The organism is Paraburkholderia caballeronis, from assembly GCF_900104845.1.
Lineage (GTDB): Bacteria > Pseudomonadota > Gammaproteobacteria > Burkholderiales > Burkholderiaceae > Paraburkholderia > Paraburkholderia caballeronis.
Map to the genome: position 1 here is coordinate 397,628 of NZ_FNSR01000001.1, position 20,645 is coordinate 418,272.

The following is a 20,645-nucleotide window of genomic DNA, read 5'->3' on the forward strand; positions in this document are numbered from 1 at the left end:
GAGGTCTGGATGATCACGAACATTCTGGTAATCGACGATTCGGCGTCCATGCGGGCGATCCTGCAGGCGGCGCTCGCGTCGTCGGGCTATACGGTAACGCTCGCGGCGGACGGCGACGAGGGGCTCGAACACGCGCTCGCGCAGCGGTTCGATCTCGTGCTGACCGATCAGTACATGCCGCACGTGAGCGGGCTCGACCTGATCAAGCAGCTGCGCGCGAACCAGTCGTACGCGCAAACGCCGATTCTCGTGCTGACGACGGAATCGGACGAGACGTTCAAGGCGGAAGTGCGCGACGCGGGCGCGACCGGCTGGATCGAAAAACCGGTGGACCCCGAGATGCTCGTCGACCTGGTCGGCGCGCTCGGCGACGCGCCGGGTTGAAGGTCCGTCCGAACCCGGCGACAACACGAACACATAAAAGCGACTCACGCTCTTTTGCGGTGACCCACGCATGACACTCGACATCACTCAGTTCTATCAGACGTTTTTCGACGAAGCGGACGAACTGCTCGCGCAGATGGAGCAGCTTTTGCTGAATCTGGACGTGGGCCGTCCGGACCCCGAGGACCTCGCGGCGATCTTCCGCGCGGCGCACTCGATCAAGGGCGGCGCGGCGACGTTCGGGTTCACCGCCCTCACCGAGACGACGCACATCCTCGAATCGCTGCTCGACCGCGCGCGCAACAACGAACTCGTGCTGCGCAAGGACATGATCGACACGTTCCTCGAAACGAAGGACGTGCTGTCCGGCCAGCTCGCCGCGTACCGCGCGAGCGAGGAGCCGGACGCGGCCGCGGCCGCCGCGGTGTGCGCGAAGCTCGAGCGCCTGTACGCGGAAAGCCGCGGGCTGCCGGTCGAGGAACCGGCGGCTGCGCCGGCCGCCGCGCCTGCTGCCGCCGCACCCGCTGAAGCGGCTGCCGTGCCGTCGGCGGCGAACGACGGCGGTCCGGACGTGCCGGAGCATGTGGTCGAAGAGGCGATGGACGCGATGGGCTCCGCGGATCAGGCAGCCGGCGCGGCCGACGACGCGAACGGCCCGCATCTGCGCATCACGCTGCGCAACGTCAACGCGAAGGACCAGGAACTGCTCACCGAGGAACTGGGCAACCTCGGCCAGATCGTCGGCCAGACGAAGGCCGGCGATGACCTGACGCTGTGGCTCGACACCGACGTGTCGTCGGCCGACATCATCGCGGTCTGCTGCTTCGTGATCGACGAAAGCCAGATCACGATCGGCCACGGCGCCGCGCCGCAGGCCGGCGCGCCGCAGGCCGCCGAGCCGGCGCCGGTCGAGGCCGCGCCCGCACCGGCCGCCGCCGCACCCGCACCCGCACCCACGCCCGCACCCGCCGCAGCGGCGCCCGCGCCGCAACCGGCCGCCGAGCCGGCCGCATCGCCTGCCGCCGACGAGCAGCACGCGTCCGCGCAGCCGGCGGTGCCGGCCGTCGCCGCGAAGGGCGCCGGCGGCGCCGAAGCCGAACGCAAGGCGGCCGCGCGTCCGGCCGCCGCGGCGAGCAGCGAAGGCGGCTCGATCCGCGTCGGCGTCGAGAAGGTCGACCAGCTCATCAACCTCGTCGGCGAACTGGTCATCACGCAGGCGATGCTCGCGGAAACGACCAGCACGTTCGACCCGGCGCTGCACGACCGCCTGTTCAACGGCATGGCGCAGCTCGAACGCAACGCGCGCGACCTGCAGGAAGCGGTGATGTCGATCCGCATGATGCCGATGGACTACGTGTTCAGCCGCTTCCCGCGTCTCGTGCGCGACCTCGCGGCGAAGCTCGGCAAGCAGGTCGAACTGGTCACGTTCGGTCAGGCGACCGAACTCGACAAGAGCCTGATCGAGCGGATCATCGACCCGCTTACCCACCTCGTGCGCAACAGCCTCGACCACGGCATCGAAACGGTCGAAGTGCGCCGCGCGGCCGGCAAGGACGACACCGGCCAGCTCGTGCTCGCGGCCGCGCATCACGGCGGCAACATCGTGATCGAGGTCAGCGACGACGGCGCGGGCCTGCGCCGCGACAAGATTCTCGCGAAGGCGCTGAAGCAGGGCATGCCGGTCAGCGAGTCGATGTCCGACGACGAGGTGTGGAACCTGATCTTCATGCCGGGCTTCTCGACCGCCGAGCAGGTGACCGACGTGTCGGGTCGCGGCGTCGGCATGGACGTCGTGAAGCGCAACATCCAGGCGATGGGCGGCCACGTCGAGATCACGTCGCACGCGGGCAAGGGTACGACCACGCGGATCGTGCTGCCGCTCACGCTCGCGATCCTCGACGGCATGTCGGTGAAGGTCGGCAACGAGATCTTCATCCTGCCGCTGAACTTCGTGATGGAGTCGCTGCAGCCGCGCGAAGAGGACATCTACACGGTCGCCAACGGCGAGCGCGTGGTGCGCGTGCGCGGCGAATACCTGCCGCTCGTCGCGCTGCACTCGGTGTTCTCGGTCGACGGCGCGCGCACCGAGCCGACCCAGGGCATCGTGACGATCATGGAGACCGAGGGCCGGCGCTTCGCGATGCTGATCGACGAACTGGTCGGCCAGCAGCAGGTCGTCGTGAAGAATCTCGAAACGAATTACCGCAAGGTGCGCGGCATCTCGGCGGCGACGATTCTCGGCGACGGCAGCGTCGCGCTGATCGTCGACGTCGCCGCGCTGAACCGCGAGTCGCGCGTGCAGCACGGCATGCCGCAAGGCGCGCTCGCCGCTATCGCCTGACCGGCATGAGCATCCCCGCAACCACTTCAACCCATCTCCAACCGTTCAGGGGCTAACGTGACAGAAGTCCAAACCATTCAAGGCAACGGCGCGGGCAGCGCCGCCCCGGGCGCGCGCCGCCGCGATCTCCAGCAGGCCGAAGCAGGCGGTCAGGAATTCCTCGTCTTTACGCTCGGCGCGGAAGAGTACGGCATCGACATCCTGAAGGTGCAGGAAATCCGCGGCTACGACAGCGTGACGCGCATCGCGAACGCGCCCGAGTTCATCAAGGGCGTCATCAACCTGCGCGGCATCATCGTGCCGATCGTCGACATGCGGATCAAGTTTCACCTCGGCCGCGTCGAGTACGACCACCAGACCGTCGTGATCATCCTGAACGTCGCGCACCGCGTCGTCGGGATGGTGGTGGACGGCGTGTCCGACGTGCTGACGCTGCAGCTGGACCAGATGATGCCGGCGCCGGAATTCGGCGCGACGCTGACGACCGAGTACCTGACCGGACTCGGCACCGTCGACGGCCGCATGCTGATCCTGATGGACATCGAGAAGCTGATGACGAGCCGCGAAATGGCGCTGATCGAGGAACTGGCGGGCTAACCGGTCAAAACGGGGGGCGTCGGCGCAGCCGGCACGCGAGAGAGGGGGAAGCCGACCGCAAGAAGCGGCAAACCGCCCCGGCGAACGGCGACGACGCGACGACGCGGCGTCGGGCCAGCCGCCTGCGACCCCGCGCGGAACGTTCCGCGCGGCGAGCGTCGCGCGCGGCGGCCGGCGCGGAAACGGACGCACCCATACGGACGCACCCATACGGACGGACCCACACGGACCGCACAGGACAGGGAGCAACACGATGCTGCACAAATGGTCGATCCGCACGACGCTGACGTCCGCCGGGATTATTCAGCTCGCGCTCGCGATCGTCGTCGGCGTGCTGGCCGTCATCGCGCTGAGCCGCGCGCACGACGCGCTCGCGGAAATTTCGGAAGGCGATCTGGTCGCGACGCAGGCGCTGTCGGACGCGTCGTCGATGCTGCTGCGCTCGCGCGTCGCGCTCGAACGTGTAAGCGCGCTGACCGCCGCCGGCAACACCGACGAGGCGAACAAGGCGCTGTCGCGCGCGGACGAACTGCTCGGCAAGGGGAACGACGCGTGGAAGACGTTCCAGTCGATGCCGAAGCAGGCCGTCGATGCGGCGATGCTGGATTCGCTCGTGGCGAAGCACGACGCGCTGATGCATGACGGCGTCGAGCCGGAGTTCGCCGCGCTGCGCGCGAACGACGTCAACGCGTACCACGCGATCGCCGACACGAAGATCAGCCCGATGTTCGTCGCGTATGACAACGTCGCCGCGCCGGTCGCGCAGGCGCTGCGCGAGCACGCGAAGTCGAGCGAGACCGACGCGCAGTCGCAGATCGCGCTGATGCGCACGCTGATCATCGCGGCGATCGTCGTCGCGCTGATCCTGCTGGTCGTGATCCGCTTCGCGCTGCGCGGCCTGATCGTGCAGCCGCTCGACCAAGCGGCCGCGTGTTTCGAGCGCATCGCCGGCGGCGACCTCACGCAGTCGGTCGAGGTGCGCGGCAACAACGAGATCGGCCGGCTGTTCGGCGCGGTCCGCCGCACCCAGGAAAGCATCGCCGGGCTCGTGAACGCGGTGCATTCGGGCGCGGAGTCGATCGACGTCGGCGCGCACGAGATCGCGATGGGCAACACCGACCTGTCGCAGCGCACCGAGGAACAGGCCGCGTCGCTGCAGGAAACCGCGACCAGCATGGACCACCTGACCGGCACCGTGCGGCAGAACGCGGAGAACGCGCGCCAGGCGAGCCAGCTCGCGGTCAACGCGTCGGACATCGCGACGCGCGGCGGTTCGGTCGTCGGCGAAGTCGTCCACACGATGCAGGACATCGCGGCCAGCTCGTCGAAGATCGTCGACATCATCAGCGTGATCGAAGGGATCGCGTTCCAGACCAACATCCTCGCGCTGAACGCGGCGGTCGAAGCGGCGCGCGCGGGCGAGCAGGGCCGCGGTTTCGCGGTCGTCGCGGGCGAGGTGCGCAGCCTCGCGCAACGCAGCGCGGGGGCGGCGAAGGAAATCAAGGAACTCATCAACGACTCGGCCGAGAAGGTGCAGAGCGGCTCGCAGCTCGTCGGCCGTGCGGGCGCGACGATGGACGAGATCCTTCAGGCCGTGCGTCGCGTGACCGACATCATGGGCGAGATCAGCGCGGCGTCCGAGGAGCAGTCGGGCGGCATCGAGCAGGTGAACCGCGCGATCACGCAGATGGATACGGTCACGCAGCAGAACGCCGCGCTCGTCGAGGAGGCGGCCGCCGCGGCGGCGTCGCTCGAAGAGCAGACGTCGCAACTGAAGGCGGTCATGGGCCGCTGGCGCACCGGCGGCGCGCAGGGCCGCGCCGAACCGGCGCGCGCCGCCGCATTGCCGTCCGCCGCGCCGAAGGCGGTGGTGAAGCGTGCGCCGCCGCCGGCCGTGACGCATGCGGCGCCGGCGCACGGCAGCGCCGCCGCGCCGCAGGCGTCGTCTGCACACGCCGCGGCTTCGACGTCCGCTTCTTCGTCCGCTTCTTCGTCCGCTTCTTCGTCCGCCACGGCGGCCGCGCAGCCGGGCCAGCAGACGCCGGCTGCGAAGCCCGCCGCCACGGTCAAGCCGGCCGCGACAGCGAAACCGGCGGCGCGCGCCACGGCGACGAAGCCGGGCGGCGCGCCGCGCGAACCGGCGCTCGCGTCGACGTCGGGCACATCCGACAGCGACTGGGAAACGTTCTAACCGACGTGCTTGCATCACCAGACCGACCGACACACGCAATGCAATGAAGGGACCGCGATGCATCCGGACGCAACCGCAACGAGCGAAGCACGCGGCATCACTGCCGCGACCGGCGACGCCCGCGCGTTTGGCCCGTCGCGGATGAACGGGCGCTTCGCCATGGAGTAGGGGCAGGAACCATCATGATGGCTACGCGCACTTCCCGGGTCGACCGGGGCGAACCGGCAGCAGCCGGTCCGATGGCCGAAGGCGGCCGCGATTTCGACTTCACGTCGGCGGATTTCGAGCGCATCCGCGCGCTGATTCACCGGCGCGCGGGCATCGCGCTGTCCGACCACAAACGCGACATGGCGTACAGCCGGCTCGCGCGACGGTTGCGCGCGCTCGGACTCGACAGCTTCCGCGATTATCTCGACCAGCTCGAATCGCGCAACGACGCGGACGAGTGGGAAGCGTTCACGAACGCGCTGACGACCAACCTGACCGCGTTTTTCCGCGAGGCGCATCACTTCCCGATCCTCGCGGAGTTCGTGAAGCGCCGGCCGCAGCCGGTGTCGGTCTGGTGCTCGGCCGCGTCCACCGGCGAGGAGCCCTATTCGATCGCGATGACGCTCATCGAGGCGCTCGGCGACCACGCCGCGCGCCAGGCGACGGTGCTCGCGACCGACCTCGACACCCAGGTGCTCGCGAAGGGCCAGGCGGGCGTGTACGCCTACGACCAGGTGAAGCACCTGTCGCCGGAGCGGCTGAAACGCTTTTTCCTGCGCGGCACCGGCCAGAACTCGGGGCTCGTGAAGGTGCGCCCCGAACTGCGCGCGATGATCCGCTTCGAGCAACTGAATCTCACCGATGCGGACTACGGGTTGCGCACGCAGTTCGACGCGATCTTCTGCCGCAACGTGATGATCTACTTCGACAAGCCGACCCAGGGGCAGGTGCTCGCGCGCTTCGAGCCGCTGATGAAGCCGGACGGCCTGCTGTTCGCCGGCCATTCGGAGAATTTCACGTACGTGACGCAGGCGTTCCGGCTGCGCGGGCAGACCGTGTACGAGCTGACCGGCGCGCGCGCGAGCCGGCCGGCGACGACGGCGCGCGCGCATGACGCGAGCGGGGTGACCGCATGAGCGCCACGCTGCCGATCGCGACGAACCTGTATTTCGATACGCACTTCCACCGGCAGGGCGTGAAGCTGCTGCCGAACGAGTTCTACACGACGAAGGAAGACATGGTGCTCGTCACCGTGCTCGGTTCGTGCGTGGCCGCGTGCATTCAGGACCGCACGGCGGGCATCGGCGGGATGAACCACTTCATGCTGCCGGACGACGGCGCGGACGTCGGCCACGCGGCCGCCGATTCGATGCGCTACGGCGCGTACGCGATGGAAGTGCTGATCAACGAACTGATCAAGGCCGGCGGCCGCCGCGACCGCTTCGAGGCGAAGGTGTTCGGCGGCGCGGCGGTGCTCGCGGGCATGACGACGATGAACATCGGCGACCGCAATTCCGCGTTCGTGCGCCGGTATCTCGCGACCGAAAACATTCGCATCATCGCCGAGGACCTGCAGGGCTCGCATCCGCGCAAGGTCGCGTACCTGCCGCGCACGGGCCAGGTGATGGTGAAGAAACTGCGGCTGCAGCAGGACCCGAGCGTCGCCGAGCGCGAACGCGCGCTTGCGAGCCAGGACGCGAACGCGCGCGCCGAGCGGCTCGCGAAGGCGCGCGAGCGCGTCGAGCTGTTCGGGCTCAAGCCGGGCGGCGGCAACGCGGCCGGCCTGCGCGCGGGCGCCAACGCCGGCGCGGCTGCCGGCACGCCCGCCGCGGCTGCCCCCGCGCGGGCGCGCATCGAACTGTTCGGCCCGACCGGAGGGCGGCCGCTCAACCAGGACAAGACGGTAGAGGAGACGTGAACGCCGTGCAAAAAATCAAGGTTCTCTGTGTCGACGATTCGGCGCTGATCCGCAGCCTGATGATGGAGATCATCAACAGCCAGCCGGACATGACCGTCGTCGCGACCGCGCCCGACCCGCTCGTCGCGCGCGAGCTGATCAAGCAGCACAACCCGGACGTGCTGACGCTCGACGTCGAAATGCCCCGCATGGACGGCCTCGACTTCCTCGAAAAGCTGATGCGGCTGCGGCCGATGCCGGTCGTGATGGTGTCGTCGCTGACCGAGCGCGGTTCGGAAATCACGCTGCGCGCGCTGGAACTCGGCGCGGTGGATTTCGTGACGAAGCCGCGCGTCGGCATCCGCGATGGCATGCTCGACTACGCGGAAAAGCTCGCGGACAAGGTGCGCGCGGCGGCGCGCGCCCGCGTGCGGCAGACGCCGCACGTGCATCACCCGGCGACGCCGGGCGGCGCGCATCCGCATCATCCGCACGGGCCGGCGCCGGTCGCGCCCGCGCCGATGGTCAACAATCCGCTCGTCAGCACCGAGAAGCTGATCATCGTCGGCGCGTCGACGGGCGGCACCGAGGCGATCCGCGAAGTGCTGACGCCGCTGCCGCCGGATGCGCCCGCGGTGCTGATCGCGCAGCACATGCCGCCGGGCTTCACGAAGTCGTTCGCGCAGCGGCTCGATACGTTGTGCCGGATCTCCGTGAAGGAAGCCGAGCACGGCGAACGGGTGCTGCCGGGCCACGCGTACATCGCGCCGGGCCACGCGCACCTGCTGCTCGCGAGGAGCGGCGCGAACTACGTCGCGCACCTGTCCGACGAGCCGCCGGTGAACCGGCACCGTCCGTCGGTCGACGTGCTGTTCCGCTCGGCCGCGCAGTACGCGGGCAAGAACGCGATCGGCGTGATCCTGACCGGCATGGGCAAGGACGGCGCGGCCGGCCTGCTCGACATGCGCCACGCGGGCGCGTACACGCTCGCGCAGGACGAGGCGAGCTGCATCGTGTTCGGGATGCCGCGCGAGGCGATCGCGATGGGCGCGGCCGACGAGATCGCGCCGCTGTCCGAAATGAGCCGCCGCGTGATGGCGCGGCTGGCGTCGATGGGCGAACGCGTGCAGCGCGTGTAATGATAAATAAGCGGTGCGTGTGCGACGATGCGACGCGCGCCATGTTATTGACTGGATAATATCTGCCGAGGAATCAGCCTCGAGGAATGGAACGACAGATGGACAAGGGAATGAAGATTCTGGTGGTGGACGACTTTCCGACGATGCGCCGGATCGTCCGCAACCTGCTGAAAGAGCTGGGCTACGCGAACGTCGACGAAGCGGAGGACGGCGCGGTCGGGCTGTCGCGTCTGCGCAGCGGCGGCTACGACTTCGTGATCTCGGACTGGAACATGCCGAATCTCGACGGCCTCGCGATGCTGAAGGAAATCCGCGCGGACGCGGCGCTGTCGCACCTGCCGGTGCTGATGGTGACGGCGGAGTCGAAGAAGGAGAACATCATCGCCGCGGCGCAGGCCGGCGCGAGCGGCTACGTCGTCAAGCCGTTCACGGCGGCCACGCTGGACGAGAAGCTGACCAAGATTCTCGAAAAGATGTCGAAGACCGGGGGCTGAAGTGAACGAGCCGACCAGTGTGCAGCCCGAAGCGCCGAACGACGGCGCGCGCGCAGATCATGGCGAAATGGACGAACTCGCCACCGACCGCATCCTCGCGCGAATTGGCCAACTGACGCGCACGCTGCGCGATTCGATGCGCGAGCTGGGTCTCGACAAGCACGTCGAGCGCGCGGCGGAGGCGGTGCCGGATGCGCGCGACCGTCTGCGTTACGTCGCGAACATGACCGAGCAGGCCGCCGAGCGCGTGCTGTCCGCGATCGAGATCGCGAAGCCGCGCCAGGAACAGCTGGAGCGCGACGCGAACGCGCTCGGCGAGCGTTGGGCCGCGTGGTACGACGCGCCGATCGGCCGCGACGACGCGCGCGTGCTGCTCGACGAGACGCACACGTTCCTGCAGAGCAAGGTGCCGGAAACGACGATGGCGACCAACCAGCAACTGCTGGAGATCATGCTCGCGCAGGACTTTCAGGATCTGACCGGCCAGGTGATCAAGAAGATCATGGACGTCGTCTACCTGATCGAGCAGCAACTGCTCGGCGTGCTGGTCGAGAACATCGCGCCGGAGCGGCGCGAGCAGTTCGCGGCGACCGCCGCGGCGCTCGCGGCCGAGTCGCCGACCGGCAGCCCCGAGGCGCTGCTGAACGGGCCGCAGGTGAACCCGGAAGGCAAGACCGACGTGGTGCAGGACCAGCAGCAGGTCGACGACCTGCTCGCGAGCCTCGGCTTCTAGACCCGCGGCGGCGGGCGGTAACGAAGCGCGACACGGAAAACGGCGGGGCCGACGCTCCGCCGTTTCCATGTCCGGTTTCGTGTAATAAAGCACGGGCATACTGTTGCGGCAAACGCATCCGTCCGTCGCGGCGGATATCGGCGCGATAGGCTTTAGCAGCCAGCGCCGGCCGGCGCGACGCCTGCCCGTGTCGTGGCACGGATTGCCGATTCGCGGAGAGTCATGACTACAACCAGACCGTTGGTTCGCCGTCCGGCGAACCTGGCGGCGCTCGGCTGCGCCGCCGCCTTCGTCGCGTGGGCCGCGCTGCCCGGCGTCGCCTGCGCGGGCCTCGGCGGCGCGCCGATGGCGACGCCGTCCGGCGCTGCCGTTTCCGATCTCGGCCGCGGGCCGGTGGCGGCCGTGCCGTCGCGGGTCGCGCCGGTCGCGCGCGCTGCGAGCGAGGCGAGCGAGGCGGTCCAGCCGGCCGCCGGCGCTCCGTCGTCCTCGTCTTCCGCCGCCGCGCCCTACACCGTCCGGCAGACCACGCTCGCGAGCGGCACCGTCGTGCGCGAGTATCTGGCGCTGAACGGCACCGTGTTCGGCGTCGCGTGGAGCGGCCCGCGGCTGCCGAACCTGTCGGTGCTGCTCGGCGACTACTTCCCGCAATACGTGTCCACCGTGCAGGCGAACCGCCGCGCGGGGATCGCGCGCGGCAAGGGGATCGTCCAGCAGGATGCGCTGGTCGTGCGCTCGGGCGGCCACATGGGCGCGTTCGCCGGCGTGGCGTGGCTGCCGCAGGCGCTGCCTGCCGGCGTCGCTGCGTCCGACATCCGATGATGGACAGGGGACAACGGATGCAAACCCATCGAACGAATCCGACGTTCGCGCGCTGGCTGCGGCGCGCGGCGTTCGTCGTCGCGGCCGCCGTGCTCGGCGCGTGCGGCGGCGGAGGCGGCAGCGACAGCGGCTCGACCGGCAACGCCAACAGCCCCAACGGGGACGGGGGGCCGTCCACGCAGCAGCCGACCGCCCCGAACGCCGTCACGGTGACGGTCACGCGCGGCGTGCAGGGCGTGCCGAACATCCCGGCGGTCAGCGTGACCGTCTGCGTGCCGGGCACCAGCACCTGCCAGATCGTCGGCAACGTGCAGGTCGACACGGAGTCGTCCGGGCTGCGCCTGCTCGCGTCCGCGATGCCGGCGGTCGCCGGCGCGCTGCCGGCCGGCCACGGCGACGTCAGCGGCACGCTCGCCGAGTGCGAGCAGTTCGCGGACGGCTACACGTGGGGCTCGATCCGGAGCGCCGACGTGACGATCGGCGGCAAAACCGCGGGCGCAGTCCCGATCCAGGTGATCGGCGACCTGCCCGCGTCGACCGTGCCGACCGACTGCCAGGGCGCCGGCCCCGCGGAGAACACGCAGAGCGACCTCGGCGTGAACGGGATCCTCGGCATCGGCGTCGCGCCGACCGACTGCGCGCAATGCGCGCAGAGCACGTCGATGCAGCTTTATTACGCATGCCCGAACGGCGCGAACTGCGGCGACACGACCGTGCCGCTCGCGCAGCAGGCCGCAAATCCGGCCGCGCGGTTCACGACCGACAACAACGGCGTGATCCTGCAACTGCCGGCGATCGACGCGGGCGGCGCGCCGTCGGCAACCGGCACGCTGTGGTTCGGCATCGGCACGCAGACGAACAACACGCTGACCGCGACGCAGCGATTCGCGACCGACGGCGCCGGCGACTTCGTCGCGAATTTCAACGGCGCGCGGCTCGTGACGTTCCTCGACTCCGGGTCGAACGGGCTGTACTTCGACGACGGCGCGCTGCCGCTGTGCGGCGGCAACAGCGGGCTCCAGGGCTTCTACTGTCCGTCGTCGCCGCAGACGCTCGGCGCGACGCTGACCGGCATCGACGGCGCGACGTCCGCCAGCGTGAGCTTCAACGTCGGGAATGCGGCGACGCTGATCCATAGCGGGAATTTCGCGCTCGACAACCTCGCCGGCACGCTCGGGCTGGGCGCGCTCGATCTCGGTCTGCCGTTCTTCTACGGGCGGACCGTGGCCTACGGGTTCGATCAGCGCGCGTCGGGCGGGCCGGCGCCGTTCGTCGCGTTCTGAAGCGCGGCGGGTGAAGCGGCGGCCGGACGCGGTTCGGCTGCGCCGCCGCTTCGGAGCCCCGCGTTCACGACCGGTGCATGAGCCATGACGCCGCGCGCCGCCCGCGCCTCCGGCAACGGCCGGACCGCTGCCGCCCGTTCTCCCCGCTGTTTCCGCCCGCCGGTCGCGGCGATCCTCCATCGCCGCGACCGGCCGACACGCTTTGCCCCCACGCCCCGCTATCCGCCGAACTACCCCGGTTTCTCCGCCCTTATCCGCCGATCGGCCGTTGCGCGGCGCGGCAATAATCGCTGTCACTGAAAAAGGGCGGCGCGCCGCCATCGACCGGAGCCGTTGTGGCAGAGGATAGCGACCTCGAAAAAACCGAACCAGCCACTCCCAAGCGCATCGAAAAGGCGCGGGAGGAGGGGCAGGTTGCGCGCTCGCGGGAGTTGTCGACGTTCGCGCTGCTGTCGGCCGGCTTTTTCGGGGCGTGGATGATGTCCGGGATGATCGGCGACCACCTGCGCACGATGCTGCACGGCGCGTTCACGTTCGACCACTCGACCGCGTTCGACACCACGAAGATGCTCGCCGGCGCGGGCGTCGCCGCGCGCGAGGGGCTGTATGCGCTCGCGCCGCTGCTCGCGCTGACCGGCGTGGCCGCGATTCTCTCGCCGCTCGCGCTCGGCGGCTGGCTTTTTTCCACCAAATCGCTCGAAGCGAATTTCAGCCGGCTCGATCCGATCGCCGGCCTCGGCCGGGTCTTTTCGGTGAACGGGCTGGTGCAGCTCGGCATATCGTTCGCGAAGACGCTCGTCGTCGGCGTGATCGGCACGCTCGCGATCTGGCAGCGGCGCGACGAGATCCTGAGCCTCGCGATGCAGCCCGCGCACCGCGCGTTCGCGGACGCGCTGCATCTCGTCGCGGTCTGCTGCGGGATGACGGTCGCGGGCCTGTTCGTCATCGCCGCGCTCGACGTGCCGTACCAGGTCTGGTCGTACCACCGCAAGCTGCGGATGACGAAGGAAGAAGTGAAGCGCGAGGCGCGCGAAAACGAAGGCGATCCGCTGGTGAAGGGCCGCCTGCGCGCGCAGCAGCGCGCGATGGCGCGCCGCCGGATGATGACCCAGGTGCCGAAGGCGGACGTCGTCGTGACGAACCCGACGCACTTCGCGGTCGCGCTGCAATACACGGACGGCGAGATGCGCGCGCCGAAGGTGATCGCGAAGGGCGTGAACCTCGTCGCCGCGCGCATCCGCGAGATCGCGACCGAGCACAACATTCCGCTCCTCGAAGCGCCGCCGCTCGCGCGCGCGCTTTATCACAACGTCGAGCTGGAGCGCGAGATTCCGGGCGCGCTGTACGGCGCGGTCGCGGAAGTGCTCGCGTGGGTCTATCAACTGAAACGCTTCCGCGCGGAAGGCGGCGCGGTGCCGATGGCGCCGACGTCGCTCGACGTGCCGTCCGAGCTGGACCAGGGCGCCGTGCCCGACGAAGAGGCCGACGAGGAAGCCGCCGATGCGCTGGGCGCCGACGGCAAACGCAGGCCGCGCCGCGGCGCTGAAGGAGAATCTGCATGAACGCCCGCACCGGGTTCCTCGCGCGCCGCGCCGACGTGCTGCAAGGCACGAATCTGCGCGCGCTCGCCGGCCCGATCCTGATCTGCATGATCCTCGGCATGATGATCCTGCCGTTGCCGCCGTTCCTGCTGGATCTGCTGTTCACGTTCAACATCGCGCTGTCGGTGATGGTGCTGCTCGTCAGCATGTACACGATGAAGCCGCTCGACTTTGCCGCGTTCCCGAGCGTGCTGCTGTTCTCGACGCTGCTGCGGCTGTCGCTGAACGTCGCGTCCACCCGGGTCGTGCTGCTCGAAGGCCACACCGGCCCGGCGGCGGCGGGCCGCGTGATCGAGTCGTTCGGGCACTTCCTCGTCGGCGGCAACTTCGCGGTCGGCATCGTCGTGTTCGTGATCCTGATGGTCATCAACTTCATGGTGATCACGAAGGGCGCGGGCCGGATCGCGGAAGTGGGCGCGCGCTTCACGCTCGATGCGATGCCCGGCAAGCAGATGGCGATCGACGCCGACCTGAACGCCGGCATGATCAACGAGGACCAGGCGCGCAAGCGCCGGCTGGAGATCGCGCAGGAAGCCGAGTTCTACGGCTCGATGGACGGCGCGAGCAAGTTCGTGCGCGGCGACGCGATCGCGGGCCTGCTGATCATGGTGATCAACATCGTCGGCGGGCTGATCGTCGGCGTCGTGCAGCACGGGATGGACTTCGCCGACGCGGGCAAGACCTATACGCTGCTGACGATCGGCGACGGCCTCGTCGCGCAGATCCCGTCGCTCGTGATCTCGACCGCGGCCGGCGTGATCGTGTCGCGCGTCGCGACCAACGAGGACATCGGCACGCAGCTGACGAGCCAGCTGTTCACGAACCCGCGCGTGCTGATGATCACCGGCACGATCCTCGTGATGATGGGCCTGATTCCGGGGATGCCGCACTTCGCGTTCTTGCTGCTCGGCGGCGGTTTGATCCAGCTGGGCCGCGTGACGAAGAAGTCCGCGGAGCAGAAGAAGACCGACGCGACGCTCGTCGACGTCGCGCCGGCCGCTTCGTCGCCGACGGAAAGCACCGAGGCGACGTGGGACGACGTCGCGCTGATCGACACGCTCGGCCTCGAAGTCGGCTACCGGCTGATCCCGCTCGTGGACCGCAACTCGGACGGCGAGCTGCTGAAGCGGATCAAGAGCATCCGCAAGAAGTTCGCGCAGGAAATCGGCTTCCTGCCGCCGGTGATCCACATCCGCGACAACCTGGAGCTGCGCCCGAACGCCTACCGGATCGCGCTGAAGGGCGTCGAGGTGGGCACCGGCGAGGCGTATCCGGGCCAGTGGCTCGCGATCAACCCGGGCCAGGTGAGCGCCGCGCTGCCGGGCACCCCGACCCAGGACCCGGCGTTCGGCCTGCCGGCGATCTGGATCGACACGAACCTGCGCGAGCAGGCGCAGGTGTACGGCTACACGGTCGTCGATTCGAGCACCGTCGTCGCGACCCACCTGAACCACCTCGTCGTGATGCACGCGTCCGAGCTGCTCGGCCGCCGCGAGGTGCAGGCGCTGATCGAGCGGGTGCAGAAGGACACGCCGTCGCTGGTGGACGACCTGGTGCCGAAGGCGCTGTCGGTCACGGTGCTGCAGAAGGTGCTGCAGAACCTGCTCGAAGAGGGCGTGCCGATCCGCGACATGCGCACGATCATGGAGGCGCTCGCCGAAAACGCGCCGAAGCTCACCGATCCGTACGACCTGACCGCGGTGGTGCGGCTCGCGCTCGGCCGCGCGATCACGCAGCAGTGGTTCCCCGGCAACGGCGAGATGCAGGTGATGGGCCTCGACGCGAACCTGGAGCGGGTGCTCACGCAGACGCTGACGTCCGGCCCGAACCCGGGCCTCGAACCGGGCCTCGCGCACACGCTGCTCACGCAGACCGAGAAGGCGATGACGAGGCAGCAGAACATCGGCCTCGCGCCGGTGCTGCTCGTGCAGCACTCGCTGCGCGCGATGCTGTCGCGGTTCCTGCGGCGCAGCCTGCCGCAGCTGAAGGTGCTGTCGTATGCGGAAGTGCCCGATACGCGCACGGTGAAGGTCGTGAACGTGGTCGGGACCTGACGCGGGCGGGGTGCGCCGCCGGTTCGCTATCGCCGCCTATCCCGGCTCGCGTGCATCGGCTGGCGCCTTGCCGGCCGGCGCATGGTTTGCATGGAATCCATGCGGCGGCGTCGCTACGCGATGTTCCGCTTGCGGCGGCCCGCGCGGCGGGTGCTCCATGGCCCCTGCCCGTGGGTCAGCCGCGTCGCCGCCGTGCCGTTGCCGGCTTCGTCCGCGCTTCGTTTCGCCGCCCGCCCGTCCCCCCGCCTCCGGACGGTCCGCGCGAATTCCCCGAATTGCCCGCATTTCCCCGCGTTGATCCCTCGATCATGACGCGCGCTCCTTCGAAATAATCTCAACATCGGCAAAGGCCCGACGCGCGCATCCGGCGCGCGCGGCCCCGCCTCGCAGCAAACGACCGGCGGCGGATACGTCGCCTACCTCACCGGAGGTCAGCTTGAACATTCGCAAATTCATCGGCGCCACCAGCCGCGAAGCGCTGCGCCTCGTGCGCGAGGCACTGGGCGCGGACGCCGTGGTGCTGTCGAACCGTACGCTCGACGACGGCAGCGTCGAGATCGTCGCGCTCGCGGACAGCGACCTCGCGGCGATCGCGAAGACCGACGGCGCGGCGGCGGCGAATGGCGCGGCCCCGGCTCCGAAGACGCCGCGCACGGTCGCGCCGGCCGTCGGCTCGACGCCGGCTCCCGTGCCGAATCCGTATGCGAGCGGAATGCCCGATGTGTTCTCGTCGGTGTTCGGCGCAAGCCCGGAAGTCGGCGCGGACGGTTCGCCCGCATCGGCCGGGCTGGATGCCGACACGTTCGCGGACGCGCAGATCTCGCTCGCGCGCGACGCCGCGCCGATCCCGCGTCCGGCGCTGCGCCTGCAGGACGACGCCGCGCAAAACAACCCGGCCGCACGGCGCGCGCCGGCGGCCCCGACGGCCGCGCTTTCGCAGCAGCCGCAGCAAGACCCGGCCGACGCGCTCGCCGCCGCCGCGATGAAGCCGTTCACCGACACGCCGGTTCCGCCGCTGACGATGGCCGAATCGAATCCGTGGCTGCTCGATCACGCGCGCCGCATCGCGGGCAAGGAAGCGACGCGCGCGGGCATCACGCCGTCCGATGCGATGGCGAAGGGCCTCGGCTCGACCGCCGACCCGCGCGACGAGCCGGCCGACGGCGCCGCGCCGGACTGGGCGCGCGAAGCCGCGCAACTGGCCGCGCGCCGCGCGGCGCAGCGGCTCGGGCAGAGCCTCGAAGGCGACGAGCCGGGCGCGAATGTGAACCCGGGCGCGCAGCCCGCGCAGTCCACCCAGTCGGCGGCCGCGAGCGTCGGCGAGGCGGTGCGCGCGCGCATCGAGCAGGTCGTCAACGAAACGGTGATGAACGAACTCGCGGCGATGCGCGGGATGATGGAAGAGCAGTTCGCCGGCCTGCTGTGGGGCGAGCGGCAGCGCCGCAGCCCGATCCACGGCGCGCTGACGAAGCAGTTGTTCGCGGCCGGTTTCTCCGCGCAGCTCGTGAAGATGGTGATCGACCGGCTGCCCGAATGCGAAACCGCCGAGGCCGGCATGGAGTGGATCCAGTCGGTGCTCGAATCGAACCTGCCGGTCCTCGAAAACGAGGAAGCGCTGATGGAGCGCGGCGGCGTGTTCGCGCTGATGGGGCCGACCGGGGTCGGCAAGACGACCACCACCGCGAAGCTCGCCGCGCGCTGCGTGATGCGCTTCGGCGCGAGCCGCGTCGCGCTCCTGACGACCGACAGCTACCGGATCGGCGGCCACGAGCAGTTGCGCATCTTCGGCCGGATTCTCGGCGTGTCGGTGCACGCGGTGCGCGACGGCGCGGACCTGCAACTCGCGCTGAACGAACTGAAGAACAAGCACATCGTGCTGGTCGACACGATCGGCATGAGCCAGCGCGACCGCGCGGTCGCCGACCAGATCGCGATGCTGTGCAGCGCGGGCCGCCCGGTGCAGCGCCTGCTGCTGCTGTCCGCGACGAGCCACGGCGACACGCTGAACGAAGTCGTGCAGGCCTACGAAAGCTCGCCGGACAAGGCGCCGCTCAGCGGCTGCGTGCTGACCAAGCTGGACGAGGCGACCAATCTCGGCGGCGCGCTCGACACCGTGCTGCGCTACAAGCTGCCGGTCTATTACGTCTCGACCGGCCAGAAGGTGCCGGAGAACCTGTACGTCGCGACGCGGCGCTTCCTGATCCGCAGCGCGTTCTGCGTGCCGCGCGACAACTCGCCGTTCGTCCCGCACGAGGACGACATCCCGGCGCTGCTGTCGGCGCTGTCCGCGCGCTCGAACGCGCAGGCTCACGAGGTCCGGTTTGGATAAGTTCGTCACCGATCAGGCAGAGGGGCTGCGCCGGCTGCTTGCATACGAAGGTCCGCGCGTGATCGCGGTGACCGGCGGACCCGGCGCGCAGGGGGCCACGACGACCGTCGTGAACCTCGCGGCGGCGTTGACCGGTCTCGGCAAGAACGTGCTGGTGATCGACGAAACCGCGGGCGGCCAGTCGGTCGCCGCGACGCTCGGCGCCGTGCGCGCGGCGGACGGCTTCGACGCGCTGATGCGCGACGAGCTGTCGTTCGACGACGCGGTGACCCGTCACGCGCCGGGCTTCGGCGTGCTCGCCGCGCCGCGCGGCAATGCCGCCCGCTACTCCGCCGAACAGCTCGGCAGGGTGCTGAACGGCCCCGCCGACATCGTGCTGATCGACGCGCAGCTCGACGAAGACGGCGCGCTGTCACCGCTCGCGCTGCATGCGCACGACGTGCTGATCGTCACGCGGATCACCGCGCAGGAGATCACCGTCACCTACGCGTGCATCAAGCGCCTGCATTTCGCGCACGCGATCGGCCAGTTCCACGTCGTCGCGAACCACGTGCAGAGCCAGGCCGACGCGCAGGTGGTGCTGGACAACCTCGTCGGCGTCGCGAGCCGTTATCTGTCCGTGTCGCTCGACAGCGCCGGCTGCATCGCCGCCGACCCGCACATGCCGCGCGCGGTCGAGCTGGCGCGCTGCATCGTCGACGCGTTCCCGTCCACGGCCGCCGCGCGCGACTACCGGCGCCTCGCGTCCGAATTGCCGCACTGGCCGATGCGCCCGGCGCTGGCCGCGCGCTCGTCCGCGTCGATCGCCGAGGCGTCCGCCGCGTTCGCGGAACGCACGGGTCCGCTGTCGTCCGCCGACGGGCTCGGCGGCGCGCGCGTCGAAGGCCTGCCCGACGTTCCGGAAGTTTCCACCGATGCCAGGGTCACGGAGGCCGCGCCGGCCTACGCGAGCTGGCAGACCGGGCCGACCGCGCCGCGGCGTCCCACGCATCACGCGTGAGCGCCGGCAGCGCAACGGCTCCGGACCAGTAAGCAGGAGAGCACGATGTACAACGCTCAGGGAAAGATTTCGCAGGCCGATGTGCTGGCCAGATATGCACCGCTGGTGCGGCGGCTCGGGCTTCAGCTCGTCGCCAAGATGCCGGCGAGCGTTGACCTCGACGACCTGATCCAGGCCGGCATGATCGGCCTGCTGGACGCGGCGAGCCGCTACAAGGAAGACCAGGGCGCGCAGTTCGAGACCTACGCGAGCCAGCGCATCCGCGGCGCGATGCTCGACGAGCTGCGCAGCAACGACTGGCTGCCGCGCAGCCTGCGGCGCACGTCGCGCGAAGTGGAGACGGCGGTGCATCAGGTCGAGCAGCGGCTCGGCCGTTCGGCCACCGAGACGGAGATCGCCGATCACCTGAAGATGCCGCTCGACGAATACCAGTCCATGTTGCAGGACCTGCACGGCAGCCAGTTGATCTACTACGAGGACTTCGACCGCTCGGCGGACGACGAGCCGTTTCTCGACCGCTACTGCGTCGATCACTCGGACCCGCTGTCCGCGCTGCTCGACGACAGCCTGCGCGGCGCGCTGGTCGAGGCGATCGAGCGGCTGCCGGAGCGCGAGAAGCTGCTGATGTCGCTGTACTACGAGCGCGGGATGAACCTGCGGGAGATCGGCGCGGTGATGGAAGTCAGCGAATCGCGCGTGTGCCAGTTGCACAGCCAGGCGGTCGCGCGGCTGCGCACGCGGCTGCGCGAGATGGCGTGGGCCGAGACGGCAAACTGAGGCAGGCGGCGGCACACAGGCGCGGCGCGCATGAATGAAAAAGGCCGGATTCGTGAGAATCCGGCCTTTTTCTTTGCGCCGGGCAGCGCCGGTTATCCGGGCTGCCCGACGAAGGCGGGGGTTTTAAGCGTTACAAGCGTTACGCGCCGAATGCCGGCAGACGCCCGTCCGGACCGTACAGCATCGAGTTGCCGCCGCCGCGGCTCTCGCTGCGCAGGATCGCGAGCGCGCGGCGGTTGTGCTCCATCCGCGTGTTGACCATCATGCCGACCAGCAGGTTCGCGCGGCGCGCGCGGTCGGTCGAGCCCTTCAGCAGCGCCCACTGGCCCGACAGCCGCGCGTCGCCCGCGCACGCCATTTCGATGCCCTTGCGGCCGCGCGGCAGGCCGAGACCGGTCAATTGCGCGTCGCGCACCTTTTCCAGTTGCGCGAGCCGCTGCGTCAGTTCGGTCTTCTGCTCGACGATCGACGGCAGCGACGCGAGCGCGTCGTTCGACGCCAGCGCCTTTTCTTCGTAGGCGAGCAGCGAGGCGAATGCCTCGACGGTGGCGTGTTCGTCGATCAGCGTGGCGAGCAGGGCGTCTTTCATGGCGAACCCGGGTCAGCGGTCAATGTGTCAATGGGTCGTCGGTTCAGTTGTCCGACGGTTGAAGCAGGCTGCGCGCCGTTTCCAGCACGCCGTCAGCGATCTTGCCGGTGTCGATCTGCAACGTGCCGTTGCGGATCGCGTCCTTGATCGACTCGACGTGGGCCGTGTCGATGTCCGCGGCGCCGGACGCCGCGAGCGAACGAAGTTGCGACGACAGCGACGACAGGCTGACGCTCGCGTCGCCGCCGCCGGATGCCGTGGCGCTCGCGCCGCCGGTCGACGCACTGCCGGCCTGGCCGGCGGAACCGCCTTGCTGGGTGCGCGCTACGCCGTCTTGTGCCGACCGCGCACGGGACTGACTCGAATCAATTTTCACGATGGGCTTTCCTGATCGATTTGAACGAGATAACGGCATCGACCGGCCCGAAC

Annotated in this window: 17 protein-coding genes and 1 pseudogene; 16 read left to right on the top strand and 2 right to left on the bottom strand. The window is 69.6% G+C overall.

Annotation, left to right across the window (positions count from 1 at the left end; translation table 11 throughout):
- The first annotated feature begins 9 nt into the window (after positions 1-9).
- From BLV92_RS01690 to BLV92_RS01765, 16 genes and pseudogenes are all read left to right on the top strand, one after another.
- A complete protein-coding gene (locus BLV92_RS01690; protein ID WP_090541681.1) occupies positions 10-384 on the top strand; it encodes a response regulator in 375 nt (124 codons plus the stop codon).
- Between the two features lie 70 nt (positions 385-454).
- Positions 455-2,725, top strand: coding sequence for a chemotaxis protein CheA (gene cheA, locus BLV92_RS01695; RefSeq protein WP_090541683.1), 2,271 nt, complete (start codon positions 455-457; stop codon positions 2,723-2,725).
- A gap of 57 nt (positions 2,726-2,782) precedes the next feature.
- Positions 2,783-3,322 (top strand): chemotaxis protein CheW, encoded by a 540-nt coding sequence (locus BLV92_RS01700; RefSeq protein WP_090541685.1) that lies wholly within the window; start codon positions 2,783-2,785, stop codon positions 3,320-3,322.
- Positions 3,323-3,575: 253 nt separating this feature from the next.
- Positions 3,576-5,513, top strand: coding sequence for a methyl-accepting chemotaxis protein (locus BLV92_RS01705; RefSeq protein ID WP_090541687.1), 1,938 nt, complete (start codon positions 3,576-3,578; stop codon positions 5,511-5,513).
- A 182-nt stretch (positions 5,514-5,695) separates the two neighbouring features.
- Positions 5,696-6,637, top strand: coding sequence for a CheR family methyltransferase (locus tag BLV92_RS01710; RefSeq protein ID WP_167626994.1), 942 nt, complete (start codon positions 5,696-5,698; stop codon positions 6,635-6,637).
- Entirely contained in the window at positions 6,634-7,419 is a 786-nt protein-coding gene (gene cheD, locus BLV92_RS01715) for a chemoreceptor glutamine deamidase CheD (RefSeq protein WP_090541691.1), read from the top strand. Before BLV92_RS01710 ends, cheD begins: the two co-directional genes overlap by 4 nt.
- 5 nt (positions 7,420-7,424) lie before the next feature.
- Positions 7,425-8,537 carry a protein-glutamate methylesterase/protein-glutamine glutaminase gene (locus BLV92_RS01720; protein ID WP_166676714.1) on the top strand — a complete coding sequence of 371 codons (1,113 nt, stop codon included), beginning with the start codon at positions 7,425-7,427 and terminating at the stop codon, positions 8,535-8,537.
- 98 nt (positions 8,538-8,635) lie between these two features.
- Entirely contained in the window at positions 8,636-9,031 is a 396-nt protein-coding gene (gene cheY, locus BLV92_RS01725) for a chemotaxis response regulator CheY (RefSeq protein WP_090541695.1), read from the top strand.
- Between the two features lie 67 nt (positions 9,032-9,098).
- The gene (gene cheZ, locus BLV92_RS01730) at positions 9,099-9,764 is read left to right on the top strand and encodes a protein phosphatase CheZ (RefSeq protein ID WP_090546754.1); all 666 of its coding nucleotides are present in this window, start codon (positions 9,099-9,101) and stop codon (positions 9,762-9,764) included.
- Between the two features lie 222 nt (positions 9,765-9,986).
- Positions 9,987-10,583: a DUF2844 domain-containing protein gene (locus BLV92_RS01735; protein WP_090541697.1), complete on the top strand. Its 597-nt coding sequence runs from the start codon at positions 9,987-9,989 to the stop codon at positions 10,581-10,583.
- A gap of 17 nt (positions 10,584-10,600) precedes the next feature.
- Positions 10,601-11,866: a DUF3443 domain-containing protein gene (locus tag BLV92_RS01740; protein WP_090541699.1), complete on the top strand. Its 1,266-nt coding sequence runs from the start codon at positions 10,601-10,603 to the stop codon at positions 11,864-11,866.
- A gap of 335 nt (positions 11,867-12,201) precedes the next feature.
- On the top strand, positions 12,202-13,428 hold the full coding sequence (gene flhB / locus BLV92_RS01745; RefSeq protein WP_090541702.1) for a flagellar biosynthesis protein FlhB: 1,227 nt from the start codon (positions 12,202-12,204) through the stop codon (positions 13,426-13,428).
- The gene (gene flhA, locus BLV92_RS01750) at positions 13,425-15,521 is read left to right on the top strand and encodes a flagellar biosynthesis protein FlhA (RefSeq protein WP_090541704.1); all 2,097 of its coding nucleotides are present in this window, start codon (positions 13,425-13,427) and stop codon (positions 15,519-15,521) included. The genes flhB and flhA overlap by 4 nt, the downstream gene beginning before the upstream one ends.
- Positions 15,522-15,957: 436 nt before the next feature.
- Entirely contained in the window at positions 15,958-17,850 is a 1,893-nt protein-coding gene (gene flhF / locus BLV92_RS01755; RefSeq protein ID WP_090541706.1) for a flagellar biosynthesis GTPase FlhF, read from the top strand.
- A pseudogene (locus BLV92_RS01760) lies at positions 17,843-18,679 on the top strand (MinD/ParA family ATP-binding protein); the annotation flags it as partial. The gene flhF and the pseudogene BLV92_RS01760, both read left to right, overlap by 8 nt.
- 216 nt (positions 18,680-18,895) lie before the next feature.
- On the top strand, positions 18,896-19,627 hold the full coding sequence (locus BLV92_RS01765) for an RNA polymerase sigma factor FliA (protein ID WP_090541708.1): 732 nt from the start codon (positions 18,896-18,898) through the stop codon (positions 19,625-19,627).
- 139 nt (positions 19,628-19,766) lie between these two features.
- Here BLV92_RS01765 and BLV92_RS01770 read toward each other — a convergent pair whose 3' ends face one another.
- On the bottom strand, positions 19,767-20,216 hold the full coding sequence (locus tag BLV92_RS01770; RefSeq protein WP_090541710.1) for a flagella synthesis protein FlgN: 450 nt from the start codon (positions 20,214-20,216) through the stop codon (positions 19,767-19,769).
- A 43-nt stretch (positions 20,217-20,259) separates the two neighbouring features.
- The gene (flgM, locus tag BLV92_RS01775) at positions 20,260-20,592 is read right to left on the bottom strand and encodes a flagellar biosynthesis anti-sigma factor FlgM (RefSeq protein ID WP_090541712.1); all 333 of its coding nucleotides are present in this window, start codon (positions 20,590-20,592) and stop codon (positions 20,260-20,262) included.
- Positions 20,593-20,645 lie beyond the last annotated feature (53 nt).

Bases quoted from the DNA above. Each gene is read 5' to 3' on its own strand.
- cheA (WP_090541683.1), top strand. From the start codon at position 455: ATGACACTCGACATCACTCAGTTCTATCAGACGTTTTTCGACGAAGCG.
- BLV92_RS01770 (WP_090541710.1), bottom strand. From the start codon at position 20,216: ATGAAAGACGCCCTGCTCGCCACGCTGATCGACGAACACGCCACCGTC.
- BLV92_RS01690 (WP_090541681.1), top strand. From the start codon at position 10: ATGATCACGAACATTCTGGTAATCGACGATTCGGCGTCCATGCGGGCG.
- cheZ (WP_090546754.1), top strand. From the start codon at position 9,099: ATGGACGAACTCGCCACCGACCGCATCCTCGCGCGAATTGGCCAACTG.
- cheY (WP_090541695.1), top strand. From the start codon at position 8,636: ATGGACAAGGGAATGAAGATTCTGGTGGTGGACGACTTTCCGACGATG.
- BLV92_RS01735 (WP_090541697.1), top strand. From the start codon at position 9,987: ATGACTACAACCAGACCGTTGGTTCGCCGTCCGGCGAACCTGGCGGCG.
- BLV92_RS01710 (WP_167626994.1), top strand. From the start codon at position 5,696: ATGATGGCTACGCGCACTTCCCGGGTCGACCGGGGCGAACCGGCAGCA.
- BLV92_RS01765 (WP_090541708.1), top strand. From the start codon at position 18,896: ATGTACAACGCTCAGGGAAAGATTTCGCAGGCCGATGTGCTGGCCAGA.
- cheD (WP_090541691.1), top strand. From the start codon at position 6,634: ATGAGCGCCACGCTGCCGATCGCGACGAACCTGTATTTCGATACGCAC.
- BLV92_RS01705 (WP_090541687.1), top strand. From the start codon at position 3,576: ATGCTGCACAAATGGTCGATCCGCACGACGCTGACGTCCGCCGGGATT.
- flhA (WP_090541704.1), top strand. From the start codon at position 13,425: ATGAACGCCCGCACCGGGTTCCTCGCGCGCCGCGCCGACGTGCTGCAA.
- BLV92_RS01740 (WP_090541699.1), top strand. From the start codon at position 10,601: ATGCAAACCCATCGAACGAATCCGACGTTCGCGCGCTGGCTGCGGCGC.